This window comes from Pseudomonas trivialis (genome assembly GCF_036864995.1).
In the GTDB taxonomy this organism is placed as follows: domain Bacteria; phylum Pseudomonadota; class Gammaproteobacteria; order Pseudomonadales; family Pseudomonadaceae; genus Aquipseudomonas; species Aquipseudomonas trivialis.
Map to the genome: position 1 here is coordinate 5,167,358 of NZ_CP142151.1, position 14,979 is coordinate 5,182,336.

The following is a 14,979-nucleotide window of genomic DNA, read 5'->3' on the forward strand; positions in this document are numbered from 1 at the left end:
GCGGCAACGAGGCTTCTTAGCTTATGTGCACTCTTGTGAAAAGTCCGTATTCTGGACGCCTTTTTACAGACTTTTCAGCGAGTAACTGCAATGCGCCTGGCTTTATTCGACTTGGACAACACCCTTCTCGGCGGTGACAGCGACCACGCCTGGGGCGATTACCTGTGCGAGCGCGGGATTCTCGACGCGGTGGCCTACAAGGCGCGTAACGATGAGTTCTATCAGGACTACCTGGCCGGCCGGCTCGACAATGCCGCCTACCTCAACTTCAGCCTGGAAGTCCTCGGCCGCACCGAGCGGGCCCAGTTGGATGAATGGCACCGCGACTTCATGCGCGACTGCATCACGCCACTGATGCTGCCGCTGGCGGCACAGCTGCTGGCCAGGCACCGCGCCGCCGGCGACAAGCTGGTGATCATCACCGCGACCAACCGCTTCGTCACCGCGCCGATTGCCGAACTGCTGGGGGTCGAGACGCTGATCGCTACTGAATGCGAAGAGGTTGATGGGCGCTACACCGGGCGCAGCACCGACGTACCGTGCTTTCGCGAAGGCAAGGTGACGCGCTTGAACCGTTGGCTGGAAGAGACCGGCTACAGCCTGGAAGACAGTTATTTCTACAGTGATTCGATGAATGATTTGCCGTTGCTGGAGCAGGTGACACACCCGGTGGCGGTGGACCCGGACCCGAATCTGCGGGCTGAGGCCGAGAAGCGTGGCTGGCCGGTGATTACCCTGCGCGGCTGACGACCCTATCGCAGGCAAGCCAGCTCCCACACTTGACTGTATTCACAGATCAACATGTGGGAGGGGCTTGCTCCCGATGCAGGCAACTCGGCTTCTAAACCGGCTTGGCCCCCATCAACCCGGCAATCACCACAAACCCCACCAGGCTGACCACCGCCAGCACCCGCGTGAAGTTCAGGCTGCCACCCTCACCCCTGCGCAGGCGATTGAGCCGCGCCACCAGCCAGAACCAGGCCAGCGCGGCCACGGTATACACAATACTCGAGCCCAGAATCCAGGTTTGCCCCAGCGGCCAGCCCGTCAGGTGTGCCAGCCACCAGCCGGTGAACGGCATGCTCACCACGCACCCCCCATCAATAACCATACAAACACCCACGGGCGCTGCAGGGTCACCACCGGGCCTGCGCTGCGTTTGCGCCAAGCCAGCAGCGCCAGGCCAATACCGCTGAGCAACAGCAATACCGTGGCAGCAATGTGGATAACTTTCAGGGTGATCAGGGTTTCCATCGCTCGTATTCCTTAAAGGTCGCGCCTGCAGCGTAGTCACTATCCGAGGAAGAGTGTGTAGGCCGGGTTCTCGCTTTCATCCCAGTACGGGTAGCCAATCGCGTCGAGGGCCGCCGGCACCAGGTGACGTTCGTCCGCTGGCACTTGCAGGCCGGCGACCACACGGCCGTCTGCCGCACCGTGGTTACGGTAGTGAAACATCGAGATGTTCCAGCGCCCGCCCAACTTGTTAAGGAAGTTGAACAAGGCCCCCGGTCGCTCCGGGAACTCGAAACGGAACACCACTTCATTGCTGACATGCGCCGCATGCCCGCCGACCATATGACGAATGTGCAATTTGGCCAGTTCGTTCTCGGTCAGGTCCAGCACCGGGAAACCCTGCTGGGTGAGGCTGGCGATCAGCGCGCTGCGCGGGTCGTTGTCCGGGTGGGTCTGCACGCCGACAAAGATGTGCGCCTCGCTGCCGGAGTGGTAACGGTAGTTGAACTCGGTGATCTGACGCTTGCCCACGGCCTCGCAGAACGCCTTGAAGCTGCCCGGCCGTTCGGGGATGGTCACGGCGATGATAGCTTCGCGGCCCTCGCCCAGTTCGGCGCGCTCGGCCACATGGCGCAGGCGGTCGAAGTTAACGTTGGCGCCGGAGTCGATGGCAACGAACGTCTGCCCGCTGACGCCGCGGGTCTCCACGTATTTCTTGATACCGGCCACGCCCAGTGCGCCGGCCGGCTCGGTGATGGAGCGGGTATCGTCGTAGATGTCCTTGATCGCCGCGCAGATTTCATCGGTGCTGACGGTAATCACTTCATCCACATAATTCTTGCAGATTTCGAAGGTGTAATGGCCGATCTGCGCCACCGCCACGCCATCGGCAAACAGGCCCACGGTCGGCAGCACCACGCGTTCGCCGGCGGCCATGGCCTCTTGCAGGCAGTTGGAATCGTCCGGCTCGACGCCGATGACCTTGATCTCCGGGCGCAGGTATTTCACGTACGCCGCGATGCCGGCGATCAACCCGCCGCCGCCCACCGGCACGAAAATCGCGTCCAGAGGCCCAGGGTGCTGGCGCAGGATTTCCATCGCCACGGTGCCCTGCCCGGCAATGGTGTGCGGATCATCGTAGGGATGGATGTAGACGTAGCCTTGTTCGTCGACCAGCTTGAGCGAGTAGGCCAGCGCCTCCGGGAAGGAATCGCCGTGCAGCACCACGATGCCGCCCCGGGAGCGCACGCCTTCGACCTTGATCTCGGGTGTAGTCTTGGGCATCACGATAGTGGCTTTGACCCCCAGCACCTTGGCCGCCAGGGCCAGGCCTTGGGCGTGGTTGCCCGCCGACGCGGTGACCACGCCGCGTGCGCGCTCCTCGCTGCTGAGCTGGGTGAGCTTGTTGTAGGCGCCGCGAATCTTGAACGAAAACACCGGCTGCAAGTCTTCGCGTTTGAGCCAGACCTTGTTGTCCAGGCGTTCGCAAAGCTGCGGGGCGATCTGCAACGGGGTTTCTACGGCAACGTCGTAAACGCGCGAGGTGAGGATCTTTTTGACGTAGTCTTCAAGCATCGGCGGCAATCACTGGGCGAGTGGGACAGGACCGGTGAGTCTAACCCGGCCTTTGGCCGTACGACCACACGAATCCCGAGGTTTTGTTGGGTTATACTCGCCGCCCTCGATAACTCCCCGCCCGTTCCGGAGCCCGCATGACCCAGGATCAACTCAAACAGGCAGTGGCCCAGGCCGCCGTCGATTTAATCCTTCCCAGACTCGACGACAAAAGCGTCGTCGGTGTCGGCACCGGCTCCACCGCCAACTGCTTTATTGATGCGCTGGCCCTGCACAAGGGCGCGTTCGACGGCGCCGTGGCCAGCTCCGAAGCCACCGCCGCGCGCCTCAAGGGCCATGGCATTCCTGTGTACGAGCTCAACACCGTTAGCGACCTGGAGTTCTACATCGACGGCGCCGATGAGAGCGACGAGCACCTGAACCTGATCAAGGGCGGCGGCGCAGCCCTGACCCGCGAGAAGATCGTCGCGGCCGTGGCCAAAACCTTTATCTGCATCGCCGATGCCAGCAAGCTGGTGCCGGTGCTCGGCGCTTTCCCGCTGCCGGTGGAGGTGATCCCCATGGCCCGCAGCCACGTGGCCCGCGAGCTGGTGAAGTTGGGCGGCGACCCGGTGTACCGCGAAGGCGTGCTGACCGACAACGGCAACATCATCATTGACGTGTTCAATATGCAGATCACTGATCCGGTGGCGCTGGAAACGCAGATCAATGCAATTGTCGGCGTGGTCACCAACGGCCTGTTCGCTGCTCGCCCGGCGGATGTGTTGTTGCTGGGTACCCCTGAAGGCGTGAAAACCCTCAAAGCCTGACACAGTCGCTAAATGTGGGAGGGGGCTTGCTCCCTCCCACATTGGATCTTCAGCGGTTCAAGCGTCCGGTTTCTTGAACACATAAAACAGGTTCGGCTCGCTCACCAGGTACAGGCTGCCCTGGTCATCCATGGCGATCCCTTCGGCCTGTGGCACGCGCTTCTTCAATCCATGGCGTCCATTGAGCAGCGACAAGGTGCTCAATGGGCGACCGTCGATATCCAGCTCCAACACCAGAAACGACTCATCCGACAGCGCCAGCAAATGGCCGCTGCGCTCGTCGTACTGCAGGCTCGACAGGTCGCGCACGAACAGCCCGGCATCGCGCTTGGGGTTATTGATCACGTGCACCGAGTAGGTTTTTTCCGCTTTGAAATGGGGAAACCCGTGAACCTCGTAGATCAGCATCGGGTCGCGCTCCTTGGCGACGAACAGGCGCTTGCCCACCGAGTCGTAGGCCAGGCCTTCAAAGCCCTTGTTGCTGCCCATGTGCACGCCCAGGGTCATTTGCTCGGCGTCGGCCGCGTCGAGAAATTGCGTGTCATCGTCCACATGCACTTTGATCAGCCGTTGCTGGCGCTCGTCGCTGATCACGTAGATGTTGTCGCTGATGAACTCCACCGCCTCGGCATCGCCAAACCCCACCAGCGCAATGCGCCGCAGGATCCTGCCGTCCAGGGACAGCTCGATCAGTTCGGCGTTTTTGTTGGTCACAGTAAACAGGCTTTTGCGCACCGGGTCGTAGGTGAGCGCCGAGACATCGTCGTCCAGACCCTCGATTTTCTGCGCTTCGAGGGTGACCTGGTAATCGTTCAGGCCGATGGAGCGCTGGTCGGTCGGCTGGCGCCACACTTGCCAGTTGAACCAGGCCCGCTCGAACAGGCGAAACTGCTGGGCGACGACCACGCCGGCCACCAGCGCGATCAACAACAGGATGAGAAAAGCAGGTTTGGGACGGGCAAGTCGACGCATCGGGGCGGGCTCGGAAAAAAACTGGCGAATAGATATCAAGGTCGCCTGAATTTAAACTTAAACGCGCCCGGCTGTCTGGCGAATGCCGTTTACAGGGATCAAACCGACGCAATCCGCCGGTTATTTATGCTTTTCGAAGCGGTAGAACAGGTTGGGCTCACTGACCATATAGAGGTTGCCCTCGTCATCCATGGTCACCCCTTCGGCACGGGGAATGGTGTTCTTCAGGCCGTTGAAACCACCGAGCAGGGTCATGAAGCTGACTTGCTTGCCATGCTCGTCCAGCTCGAGCAGCAGGTGCGAGTCGGCTGACAGCACCAGCAGGTGGCCGGTACGTGGGTCGACCGCCAGGGCCGACAGGTTGCGTACATCCAGTTCGTTGCTGCTCAGCTTCTGCTTGGCGCCGACCAGGGTCTGGCTGCCATCGCTTTTCCAGGTGAACAGCGCAGGCGGGCGCTCTTCGCCGAGCACCAGTTGCTGGTTGCGCGGGTCCCAGGCGACGGCTTCAAAGGCCTTGTTCTGGTCCTTGGACGGGCCGAGGTCATAACTGGGGAAGTCGGCTTTGTTCAGCGCAGTGGTACCGGCATCGATCCTGACGATGGTAAGGCTGTGCTGACGCTCATCGACCACGGCGATCAGGCCGTTTTCCATCACCGTCACGGCTTCCGGGTTGTTCCAGCCATTGAGCGGCATCTTGCGCAGCACGTCGCCTTGCAGGCTCAGCTCGACCAGAAACGGGTTCTTGCCCATCACCGAAAACAGCGTTTTGCTTTGCGGATTGTAGGAGACGTCCGACGCCTCATCCCCTTCCATCCCGGGCAGCAATTTGGCGTCGATCACCGCGTGATAGTCCGGCAGCCAGATGCTTTGCTGGCGTTCTGCCGGGGATTCGAAGCGTTCGAGCACCCACAGCACGCCCCGGTCGTCCCAATGCATGGCCCAGGCCACGCCATACAGAACCGCAGCGGCCAGGAATACCCAGGAATACCAGCGCATGAAACGGCGGGGGCGAAGCGTGGATTTGGAGGTAGGCAGAGGCACGGCCATGGGTCGCTTTTCCGGAAAGTCAGCGGTAGGGAATAGCACAGGATGCGAAGGGCTGCGCGTTAGAAGCGGGGATTATGCAGACGGCGTGTGAAAAAAATGCAAAGACGGGAGTGCACGCCGCAACACTCTGTGGCGAGCGGGCTTGCCCCGCGTTGGGCTGCGCAGCAGCCCCAAAACCATGCGCTGAGCAGTGTCAGGTGTACCGCGCTTTTCTTGATTGGGGGCGCTTCGCACCCCAACGCGGGGCAAGCCCGCTCGCCACAGCAAGCCCGCTTGCCACAACGGACCCGCTTGCCACAGAGGCTCCAGTTTGCGGCGCGACGGCGCTGAGTCGAAGATGTGCGGAGCCTCCCACAGGTTTTGACCGCGTCCTTTTAGCGAACGACGCTTTCGAAGCGGGTGCCGCCCGCCAGTTCCAGCACCAGTTCATCGCCCACATTCAGCGGGCCCACGCCAGCGGGAGTGCCGGTGAGGATGACGTCGCCAGCCTGCAGCGAGAAGCAGCCGGCCATGTGCTGGATCATCGGGATGATCGGGTTGAGCATCAGCGCGCTGTTGCCGTCCTGGCGCACTTCGCCGTTGATGGTCAGGCGGATGCCTATGTCGGTGACGTCCGGGTACGTGCTGCTCACCACGAAGGGGGCAATCACCGCCGCGCCGTCGAACGACTTGGCGATTTCCCAGGGCAAACCCTGGGATTTGAGTTCGGCCTGCTTGTCGCGAAGCGTCAGGTCCAGGGCCGGGGCGAAGCCGGAGATGGCGTCCAGCACTTCTTCACGGTTAGGGTTGTTCGACAGGGGCTTGCCGATCAGCACCGCGATTTCCGCCTCGTAGTGCACCGAGCCACGCTCGGTGGGGATGGCGAAACCGCCCTCCAGCCCGACCACGCAACTGCCCGGTTTGATGAACAGCAGCGGTTCGGTGGGCACCGGGTTGTTCAGTTCCTTGGCATGTTCGGCGTAGTTACGCCCGATGCACACCACTTTGCCCAACGGGAAGTGGATATTGGTGCCGTCGATATACTTGTGCTGGTAGCTCATGGAACGACTCCTTCAGGTGCGTTTAAACAGCGAAGATCTTGCCGGGGTTCATGATCCCGTTCGGGTCGAATACCGCTTTCACGGCCTTCATGTATTCGATTTCAACCGGTGAGCGGCTGTAGGTCAGGTAATCGCGCTTGGTCATGCCCACACCGTGTTCGGCGGAGATCGAGCCGTTGTATTTCTGCACGGTTTCGAACACCCACTTGTTCACGGTGGCGCACTTGGCGAAGAACTCATCCTTGCTCAGGTTTTCCGGCTTGAGGATGTTCAGGTGCAGGTTGCCGTCGCCGATGTGGCCGAACCAGACGATTTCGAAGTCGGGGTAGTGCTCGCCAACGATCGCATCGATTTCCTTGAGGAAGGCCGGGACCTTGGAGACGGTCACCGAGATGTCGTTCTTGTACGGCGTCCAGTGGGAAATGGTCTCGGAGATGTATTCGCGCAGTTTCCAAAGGTTGTGCAGCTGGGTGTCGCTCTGGCTCATCACGCCGTCCAGCACCCAGCCCTGCTCCACGCAGTGCTCGAAGGTTTCCAGCGCATGGTTGGCGACGTCTTCGGTGGTGGCTTCGAATTCCAGCAACGCGTAGAACGGGCAATCGGTCTCGAACGGCGCGGGCACATCGCCACGGCCCATGACCTTGGCCAGGGCCTTGTCGGAAAAGAACTCGAAGGCGGTCAGGTCCAGCTTGCCCTGGAACGCGTGCAATACCGGCATGATTGAGTCGAAGTCGGTGGTGCCGAGCACCATGGCCGTGAGGTTTTTCGGCGCTCGGTCCAGGCGCATGGTGGCCTCCACCACAAACCCCAGGGTACCTTCGGCGCCGATAAACAGCTGACGCATGTCATAGCCGGTGGCGTTCTTGATCAGGTCGCGGTTCAGTTCCAGCACATCGCCCTTGCCGGTGACAACCTTCATGCCGGCCACCCAGTTGCGGGTCATGCCGTAGCGAATCACCTTGATTCCGCCGGCATTGGTGCCGATGTTGCCGCCAATCTGGCTGGAACCGGACGAGGCGAAGTCCACCGGGTAATACAGGCCGTTTTCCTCGGCGACGTTCTGCAACTGCTTGGTGACCACGCCCGGCTGGCAGACGGCGGTGCGGTCGGTGAGGTTCACGTCGAGAATCTGGTTCATGTAGTCGAACGACACCACCACCTCGCCATTGGCCGCCACCGCCGCCGCCGACAGCCCGGTACGCCCGCCGGACGGCACCAGCGCAACCTTGCGCTCATTGGCCCAACGAACGATGGCCTGCACCTGTTCGATGGTCTTGGGGAAGACGATGGCGGTGGGCGCCGGTGCGAAATGCTTGGTCCAGTCCTTGCCGTAGGTTTCCAGGGAGTCGGCATCGGTCAGCACCTTGCCAGGCTCAACCAGGGTCTTCAGCTCATCAATCAGGGCAACCTGGGTCATCGACAGAACTCTCGAACAATTCATGGTCATCCTGAGAACGCTTCACGTCGCAGGAATAGGTGTTTAGCGGGGTGCGTATGCTAGCATACCGCCCCCGCAGGACAGACCCAAAGGGCGTTTCTGCGGTGACGGCTTTCCTGCCGTCCGGGTCAGCTTAAGCGATCCGATTCCCTGCCATTTTTCTCCGGGATACAGGTTTACGCAGATGAGCAAGACTTCTCTCGATAAGAGCAAGATCAAGTTCCTTCTTCTGGAAGGCGTCCACCCATCGGCCGTCGACGTCCTGAAGGCCGCCGGGTACACCAGCATTGAGTACATCACCAGTTCTCTGCCGGAAGCCCAACTGAAGGAAAAGATCGCCGATGCGCACTTTATCGGCATTCGCTCCCGCACTCAGCTGACCGAAGAAATCTTCGATCACGCCAAGAAACTCGTGGCGGTCGGCTGTTTCTGCATCGGCACCAACCAGGTTGACCTGAACGCTGCGCGCGAGCGCGGCATCGCGGTGTTCAACGCGCCGTATTCCAACACTCGTTCCGTTGCGGAGCTGGTGCTGGCCGAGGCCATCCTGCTGTTGCGCGGTATCCCCGAGAAGAACGCTTCCTGTCACCGTGGCGGCTGGATCAAGAGCGCGGCCAACTCCTTCGAGATCCGTGGCAAAAAGCTGGGCATCATCGGCTACGGCTCGATTGGTACGCAGCTGTCGGTGCTGGCCGAAGGCCTGGGCATGCAGGTGTTCTTCTACGACACCCTGACCAAGCTGCCATTGGGCAACGCCACTCAGGTGTCGAGCCTGAACGAGCTGCTGGGCATGTCCGATATCGTCACCCTGCACGTACCGGAAACGTCCGAGACCCAGTGGATGATGGGCGAGAAGGAAATCCGCGCGATCAAGAAAGGCGGGATCCTGATCAACGCCGCGCGCGGCACCGTGGTCAAGCTGGACGTCCTGGCCGACGCGATCAAGGACAAGCACCTGATCGGCGCCGCCATCGACGTGTTCCCGGTGGAGCCGCGCTCCAACGACGACGTCTTCGAAAGCCCGCTGCGTGGCCTGGACAACGTGATCCTGACCCCGCACATCGGCGGTTCCACCGCTGAAGCCCAGGCCAACATCGGTCTGGAAGTGGCCGAGAAGCTGGTCAAGTACAGCGACAACGGTACCTCGGTGTCGTCGGTGAACTTCCCGGAAGTGGCCCTGCCGGCTCACCCTGGCAAGCACCGCCTGCTGCACATCCACCAGAACATTCCGGGTGTGATGATGGAGATCAACAAAGTGTTTGCGGAAAACGGCATCAACATCTCCGGTCAGTTCCTGCAGACCAACGAGAAGGTCGGCTACGTGGTGATCGACGTCGATGCCGAGTACTCGGACCTGGCGCAGGAGAAGCTGCAGCACATCTCCGGCACTATCCGCAGCCGCGTATTGTTCTGACGTTTCACGCCGTACAAAAAATGGGAGACCCGCAGGGGTCTCCCATTTTTTTAGCCGAACAACGCTTACTTGACGTTAACGGTGATGACCTTGGACACCACGGTCGGGTTGAACTGCATGTGCAGCTTGTCGCCCGCCACCAGTTGCAAGGTGTGCTTGCCCGGGGTGAGGGTCAGTTCGGTTTCGGTCTGGGCCTTGCCGTAATGGATCACGGTGTCGGTGGCCGGGATCGGCAGCTTGGCGTCCGGCAGTTCCTTCTGGTCGATCAGCAGATGATGGTGGCCGGTGCCGGCGGCCTGCTCGGTGGCCGGGGCCAGCTTCAAGCCTTCCATGCCGAACTTGACGGTGAAGGTCTTGTCGACGGTGGCGCCGTCCTTGGGCGAGACGATAAACACCTTGGCACCCTCAGGTGGAGCGCTGCGCGGGATGCCGTCAGCGGCGCCAGCCAACATCGATGCACCCAGCAGCAGGCTGGCCAGGGCGGTACGAGACATAAGGGCTTTCATTCGCTTCTCCAGTTTTGTATGAAATCTGTAGGTTCAGGACAACTTCGCGACATATTGCTGTCCAAGGCACTCGACACCCTGACAAAGCGATGCTGATCGGCGCCTCGCACATTCGAATCTAGGAGTGACCATGCGCTTCTCGCCTGACCTGTTACTGTTGCTACCCCTCTTGAGCCCCTTGGCTCACGCCGAGTTGATCGACGATATCAACGATCGCGGCGAACTGCGCATCGTCCTGCAAGCCAATACGCCGCCTTACAACTTCAAGGACGGCGACAAGCTCACCGGTTTTGAAGTGGAGCTGGGCGAACAACTGGCCAAGGAGATGGACCTGCGCCCCTCGTTCATCACCACCGATGACGCCGACATGCTGTCGGGCGTGGAAACCGGCAAGTACGACGTGGCCATCAACCATATCGCTATGACTGCCGAGCTTGAGGATCGTTTCGATTTCAGCGAGGCGTACAGCGAGAAACCCGAGCTGGCGATTCCGTTTCAGAAGGGCAACCCGGCGTTCAAGGTGAGCCTGGACAACGCGTTGCATCGAGTGAAGGCCGATGGCCGGTTGAAGGCGATGTGGCAGAAATGGTTAAAGCCTGAGTAACACACGGTGAATATGCAAGGCGCTGGAGCCTCTGTGGCGAGCGGGCTTGTTGTGGCGAGCGGGCTTGCCCCGCGTTGGGGTGCGAAGCGCCCCCAATCAAGGAAAACGCGGTGTGCCTGACACTGCACTGCGCATGGTTTTGGGGCTGCTTCGCACCCCAACGCGGGGCAAGCCCGCTCGCCACAACAAGCCCGCTCGCCACAAAGATACAAAGATGTGGTTACCTGAAGTTTCAGGTTTTGAATCAGCACATTATTTTTTGATAAGTGCTGAGTCCCGCCGATTCAATGCTTAGAAAGGCTCATTGCCCCGCCGGCGAAACCAGCCCGTGAGCGACAGCCGCTCGCGCGTGGCGGGCAACACTTCGTGGGGCACTTCGCCCGACAGGAACACTACCAGGCTGCCGCCGGTGGGCATCACATCGTGTTCGGTGCCGCCCTTGAGGTACATGCGCAACTGGCCGCCGTGCTCGGGCAGCCAGACGTCATTCAGGTAGATAACGGCCGATACCATGCGCCGATCATCGTCGCGAAAACGGTCCACATGCCTGAGATAAAACGCGCCGGGTGGGTACATCGCAAAATGGCTTTCGAAATCTTCCAGGCCCAGGAACAGGCCACGGTTCATGGCCAGGCGCAGGCTGTCCATCACGGCCATGTAAGTGTCGCAGACGGCGGCGTCGCCCTCCTCCAGCCACTGGATATGGTCACCGCGAATCCCCTCGCGAATCTCCTGCGCCGGGCCGCGCCCCACGGCCGCCGGCGCCAGTTCACCTTCGGCCGCACGTTTACGGCACTCAGCCGCCAACTCCAGGGTCAGAACCTCGGGCAGGAAGGCGTGCTGCTGCGACCAGCCTTTTTCGGCCAGGTCGTCGACAATGCGTTGCAGCAAGGGGTGATCGAGGGGTATTTGCATGGCGCGCATAGTATCCATACGCCTGGGAATTCGACAGCGCCGTCGAGCGACTGAACACACTTTAGTCAGGTGACTGATAGGACTTCTCGACAAATCCTACGCCCGACACGGACAATAGTGGCCGACTGACAGGAGTCCTTATGCGTCGTTTGTTTTTTTCCTTGCTGATGTTCTGCGTGTTGCCCGCCTGGGCAGACGGCCATGACCAGTTGTACAAGGTCGCCGGCTGGGCTGAACAACGTGCGCATTTCAATGACGCCCTCAGCGCCGCCCAGCAGCGCTATCGCAACAGCCTGCCGCCGGCGGTGTATCAGGCGCTGGTGGACAACAGCAACAAACGCTTCGCCGCCCAGGCCATGGACCAGCGGGCCGAGGCGCAATTGCGCAAGCACCTGGCCGACCCGCAACCGGCGCTGAGTTTTTTCCAGTCGCCGCTGGGCCGCAAGATCGTCGCCGCCGAGTTGCTCGCCACGCGCCGCGACCAACTGGCGAAAAACGCCCAGGGCCTGCCGAAAATCCAGGCCGACGCCACCCGCAGCCTGATCATCGGTCACCTGGCCCAGGCGTTGCCCGCCCGTGAAGCCGGCGCGGAAGTCAGCCTGGCGATTGCCGGCGTGGCGGCCGACAGCCTGAGCCAGATGATCCCCGGCTTGCTCGGCGGCGGTCAGGCCCAGGGCATGTTGAACGGGCAACGCGAACGGCTGATGCAGCAGATCGATAAGGACCTGAACAACACCTTGCTGTACGTCTATCGGGATTTGTCCGACCCGGAGCTGGAGGAATTCGCGACCTTTGCAGAGTCGCCGCAGGGCAAGGCGTATTACCAGGCGGCGCTGGCGGCGATCCGGGCAGGACTGGCGGTGGGCCAAAGCACTTCAAGCCTGGCACCGTAGAAAATGTGGGAGGGTGCAAACCCCCTCCCACATTGCGACCCGGATTACTTCAGGTGGTCAGTCAAATAACGGAAGTATTCTTCGCGAATCGGCGCAATCTCATTGGCCAGGTGATGCCTGCCCCTGGGCAACATCAGCACCTCGGGTTGTTCGAACTTGCTGCGCAGCACCTGCAGGTTGTGCTGCCAGTCTACCGTCATGTCTTCCTGGCCCTGCACAATCACTACCCGCCTTGCGCTGCGCGGCGCCGCTTCGATGCGCTTGATCCATTGCACCAGCGCCCCCACCCAGGCGGTAGGCAATTGCCGGGGTTGCAGCGGATCGGCTTCAAGAAACGGTTTGAATTCGGGGTCGTGGGTGTTTTCGCTGAACCGCCGCGCGATGCCTTTGACGAATGGCCGCAGCAGGTAATAGCTGAGCTGCGACCAGCCCCAGGCGCGCGGGCGCACCAACGGGGACAGCAGCAGGACCTTGCCCTGGGCCGGACTGTCGGCGCCGTGGCTGAGCAAGTGGTCCACCACCACCGCGCCGCCGGTGCTTTGCCCGAACAGGTGCCAGGGCTGCGGCAAGTGCAACGCCTGGGCCTGCTCGAACAACCCATGCACCACGTGCTGATACACCGCGAAATCATCGATGCTGGCGCGCGTGCCGCTGGACAGACCGTGCCCGGGCAGATCGCAGGCGATTACTACAAAACCCTGTTCCAGCGCCCAGTCCACCACATGCCGATACAGCCCCATGTGGTCATAGAAGCCATGAAACAGAAACATCGTCGCCACCGGCACCGGCGGCCACCATACCTGCGCCACCACCTCGAACCCGTCCACCTCGAAGCGCCCCAGACGGCTCACCACCTTGCGCGAAGGCAAGTCGAGCCCGTAGAAGCGCTGGTACACTCGCGCCTCGGCTGACAGCGGTTGCGCATCCACCAGCGGGCGCAGACTCGCGCGCAGATGATCGGGGTCAAAGGTGACAGGCATAAAGGATTCCAGACTCACGGTGAAGATGAAGATCGAGCTGCGATATTCATCTGTCGAGGCAGGCATGGCAAGCTACGCGCCCTTTGAGGATCGATCCGAATGCGACAGCCCTACCGTTCCGCCCTGTTCGCCGGCCTGTTGCTGGTCCTCTGCACCGGCGTGCTGTGGGCGGCGTATGCCTGGTTTCAGGGCCGCTACCTGCGCGCCTTCAGCGCACACACGGCGGTATTCTCTGGCGATGCGCTGCGCCTGCCCGCCGAACTTGCCGGCCCCGGCCCGATTCGCCTGGTGCACTTCTGGGACCCGGTCTGCCCGTGCACGGTCGGCAACCAGCAGCACCTGGGCGACCTGATCGACCACTACGCGCCCAAAGGCGTCGAGTTCTATGCCGTGCAAAAGCCCGGCAGCCACGGCCAGTTGCCCGCCAACCTGCTGGCGCTCAAAGCCCTCGATGCGCTGCCCGGCGCCGAGCAGATACCGGCCAGCCCGGCCGTGGGTATCTGGGACCACAGCGGCAAGCTCGCCTACTTCGGGCCGTACAGCGAAGGGCTCACGTGCAACGCCGGTAACAGTTTTATCGAACCGATCCTGCAGGCGCTGGAGGGCGGGCGTGAAGTCAACGCCACCCACACCCTCGCGGTGGGCTGCTATTGCTCGTGGAGTTCGGCCAGTGTTGCGCCCTGAACAGGCAACCTGAACGTAGGCTGTTGCGCCAGCGAACTTCGAAAACCACGGCGGCCGGCTGCGGTATGTTGGCCGCTCCCAGACCACCGCACAGACCCCATGAGCCAACTGACTTTCATCCTCTGGATCCTCAACGTCATCGTTGATACGTCCGGCCAACTGGCCTTCAAGGCCGCCGCCACCAACAGTGCGGAATTTTCCGGCATGGCCCACTGGCGCCACATGCTGGCGCGCCACTGGTTCTGGATCGGCATCGGCCTCTACGTGATCGAGTTCGTGCTGTGGCTGGCCTTTCTGTCGCTGGTGCCGTTGTCGGTGGCGGTGATGCTCGGCTCGTTCAATATCGTGGTGATCATGATTGCCGGCCGCCTGTGGTTCAAAGAAAGCCTGACCAAATGGCGCTTGATCGGCATCCTGCTGATCGCCCTGGGCACTGTCGTTGTGGGGTTCGGCTGATGAAACGTTTTTATATCCTTGGTTTTCTCTCGCTGATCTTTTTCGACACCCTGGCCCAGGTCAGTTTCAAGTACGCCTCGATCCACGCCGAACCCCTGGCGATGGATGTGGCCTGGCTGGTCCGCGTGTTTGGTCACCCCTGGATCTACGGCGCGTTTGTTGGCTATATCGGTGCGTTCTTCACCTGGATGACCTTGATGAAACACGCGCCCATCGGCCCGGCGTTCGCGGCGTCCTACCTGGAGCTGATCAGCGTGACGCTGGTGTCAGTGTGGCTTTTCAACGACACGCTGACCCTTCCCAAGGTCATCGGCGGCCTGCTGATCGTGGCGGGCATTCTGTGTCTGGCGCGCCAGGAAAGCCCCGAGGCCAAGACCGGCGAGACGGCGCTGGAAACCTCGCCCTCCTGAGGG

At 61.5% G+C, this 14,979-nt stretch carries 16 protein-coding genes and 1 pseudogene; 8 read left to right on the forward strand and 9 right to left on the reverse strand.

Annotated features, from left to right (window positions below; all coding sequences use genetic code 11):
• The first annotated feature begins 90 nt into the window (after window positions 1-90).
• Window positions 91-747, forward strand: coding sequence for an HAD family hydrolase (locus VRB54_RS22965; protein WP_338478872.1), 657 nt, complete (start codon window positions 91-93; stop codon window positions 745-747).
• Window positions 748-841: 94 nt separating this feature from the next.
• Here the strand turns inward: VRB54_RS22965 and VRB54_RS22970 are convergent.
• Both VRB54_RS22970 and ilvA read right to left on the reverse strand, forming a co-directional pair.
• A pseudogene (locus VRB54_RS22970) lies at window positions 842-1,254 on the reverse strand (DUF2269 family protein).
• 39 nt (window positions 1,255-1,293) lie between these two features.
• Complete coding sequence (gene ilvA, locus VRB54_RS22975; RefSeq protein ID WP_338478873.1) at window positions 1,294-2,808, reverse strand: threonine ammonia-lyase, biosynthetic; 1,515 nt, start codon at window positions 2,806-2,808, stop codon at window positions 1,294-1,296.
• A gap of 137 nt (window positions 2,809-2,945) precedes the next feature.
• Here ilvA and rpiA point away from each other — a divergent pair, with 137 nt between their 5' ends.
• The gene (rpiA, locus tag VRB54_RS22980) at window positions 2,946-3,617 is read left to right on the forward strand and encodes a ribose-5-phosphate isomerase RpiA (RefSeq protein ID WP_209986049.1); all 672 of its coding nucleotides are present in this window, start codon (window positions 2,946-2,948) and stop codon (window positions 3,615-3,617) included.
• Window positions 3,618-3,674: 57 nt separating this feature from the next.
• On the opposite strand, the gene VRB54_RS22985 is transcribed toward rpiA, so the two are convergent.
• From VRB54_RS22985 to VRB54_RS23000, 4 genes are all read right to left on the reverse strand, one after another.
• Complete coding sequence (locus VRB54_RS22985) at window positions 3,675-4,589, reverse strand: SdiA-regulated domain-containing protein (RefSeq protein ID WP_338478874.1); 915 nt, start codon at window positions 4,587-4,589, stop codon at window positions 3,675-3,677.
• A 120-nt stretch (window positions 4,590-4,709) separates the two neighbouring features.
• Window positions 4,710-5,636 carry an SdiA-regulated domain-containing protein gene (locus VRB54_RS22990; RefSeq protein ID WP_338478875.1) on the reverse strand — a complete coding sequence of 309 codons (927 nt, stop codon included), beginning with the start codon at window positions 5,634-5,636 and terminating at the stop codon, window positions 4,710-4,712.
• A gap of 374 nt (window positions 5,637-6,010) precedes the next feature.
• Window positions 6,011-6,676: a fumarylacetoacetate hydrolase family protein gene (locus VRB54_RS22995; protein WP_057006468.1), complete on the reverse strand. Its 666-nt coding sequence runs from the start codon at window positions 6,674-6,676 to the stop codon at window positions 6,011-6,013.
• A gap of 22 nt (window positions 6,677-6,698) precedes the next feature.
• The gene (locus VRB54_RS23000) at window positions 6,699-8,093 is read right to left on the reverse strand and encodes an FAD-binding oxidoreductase (RefSeq protein ID WP_338478876.1); all 1,395 of its coding nucleotides are present in this window, start codon (window positions 8,091-8,093) and stop codon (window positions 6,699-6,701) included.
• A 205-nt stretch (window positions 8,094-8,298) separates the two neighbouring features.
• On the opposite strand from VRB54_RS23000, the gene serA reads away from it, so the two are divergent.
• Window positions 8,299-9,528, forward strand: coding sequence for a phosphoglycerate dehydrogenase (serA, locus tag VRB54_RS23005; protein WP_338478878.1), 1,230 nt, complete (start codon window positions 8,299-8,301; stop codon window positions 9,526-9,528).
• A 65-nt stretch (window positions 9,529-9,593) separates the two neighbouring features.
• On the opposite strand, the gene VRB54_RS23010 is transcribed toward serA, so the two are convergent.
• The gene (locus VRB54_RS23010; RefSeq protein WP_057006465.1) at window positions 9,594-10,034 is read right to left on the reverse strand and encodes a DUF4399 domain-containing protein; all 441 of its coding nucleotides are present in this window, start codon (window positions 10,032-10,034) and stop codon (window positions 9,594-9,596) included.
• Window positions 10,035-10,164: 130 nt separating this feature from the next.
• On the opposite strand from VRB54_RS23010, the gene VRB54_RS23015 reads away from it, so the two are divergent.
• The gene (locus VRB54_RS23015; protein ID WP_338478879.1) at window positions 10,165-10,638 is read left to right on the forward strand and encodes a transporter substrate-binding domain-containing protein; all 474 of its coding nucleotides are present in this window, start codon (window positions 10,165-10,167) and stop codon (window positions 10,636-10,638) included.
• 291 nt (window positions 10,639-10,929) lie between these two features.
• Here the strand turns inward: VRB54_RS23015 and VRB54_RS23020 are convergent, their stop codons facing one another.
• Window positions 10,930-11,562: a 2OG-Fe(II) oxygenase gene (locus tag VRB54_RS23020; protein WP_338478880.1), complete on the reverse strand. Its 633-nt coding sequence runs from the start codon at window positions 11,560-11,562 to the stop codon at window positions 10,930-10,932.
• A gap of 131 nt (window positions 11,563-11,693) precedes the next feature.
• Between VRB54_RS23020 and VRB54_RS23025 the strand changes: the two genes are divergently transcribed.
• Window positions 11,694-12,446: a DUF2059 domain-containing protein gene (locus tag VRB54_RS23025; RefSeq protein ID WP_057006462.1), complete on the forward strand. Its 753-nt coding sequence runs from the start codon at window positions 11,694-11,696 to the stop codon at window positions 12,444-12,446.
• A 44-nt stretch (window positions 12,447-12,490) separates the two neighbouring features.
• Here VRB54_RS23025 and VRB54_RS23030 read toward each other — a convergent pair whose 3' ends face one another.
• The gene (locus VRB54_RS23030; protein WP_338478881.1) at window positions 12,491-13,426 is read right to left on the reverse strand and encodes an alpha/beta hydrolase; all 936 of its coding nucleotides are present in this window, start codon (window positions 13,424-13,426) and stop codon (window positions 12,491-12,493) included.
• 99 nt (window positions 13,427-13,525) lie between these two features.
• Here VRB54_RS23030 and VRB54_RS23035 point away from each other — a divergent pair, with 99 nt between their 5' ends.
• From VRB54_RS23035 to VRB54_RS23045, 3 genes are all read left to right on the forward strand, one after another.
• Window positions 13,526-14,110: a DUF6436 domain-containing protein gene (locus VRB54_RS23035; RefSeq protein WP_338478882.1), complete on the forward strand. Its 585-nt coding sequence runs from the start codon at window positions 13,526-13,528 to the stop codon at window positions 14,108-14,110.
• A gap of 99 nt (window positions 14,111-14,209) precedes the next feature.
• Complete coding sequence (locus VRB54_RS23040; protein ID WP_057006461.1) at window positions 14,210-14,566, forward strand: EamA family transporter; 357 nt, start codon at window positions 14,210-14,212, stop codon at window positions 14,564-14,566.
• Complete coding sequence (locus VRB54_RS23045; RefSeq protein ID WP_209986087.1) at window positions 14,566-14,976, forward strand: DMT family transporter; 411 nt, start codon at window positions 14,566-14,568, stop codon at window positions 14,974-14,976. Before VRB54_RS23040 ends, VRB54_RS23045 begins: the two co-directional genes overlap by 1 nt.
• The last annotated feature ends 3 nt before the right edge of the window (window positions 14,977-14,979 follow it).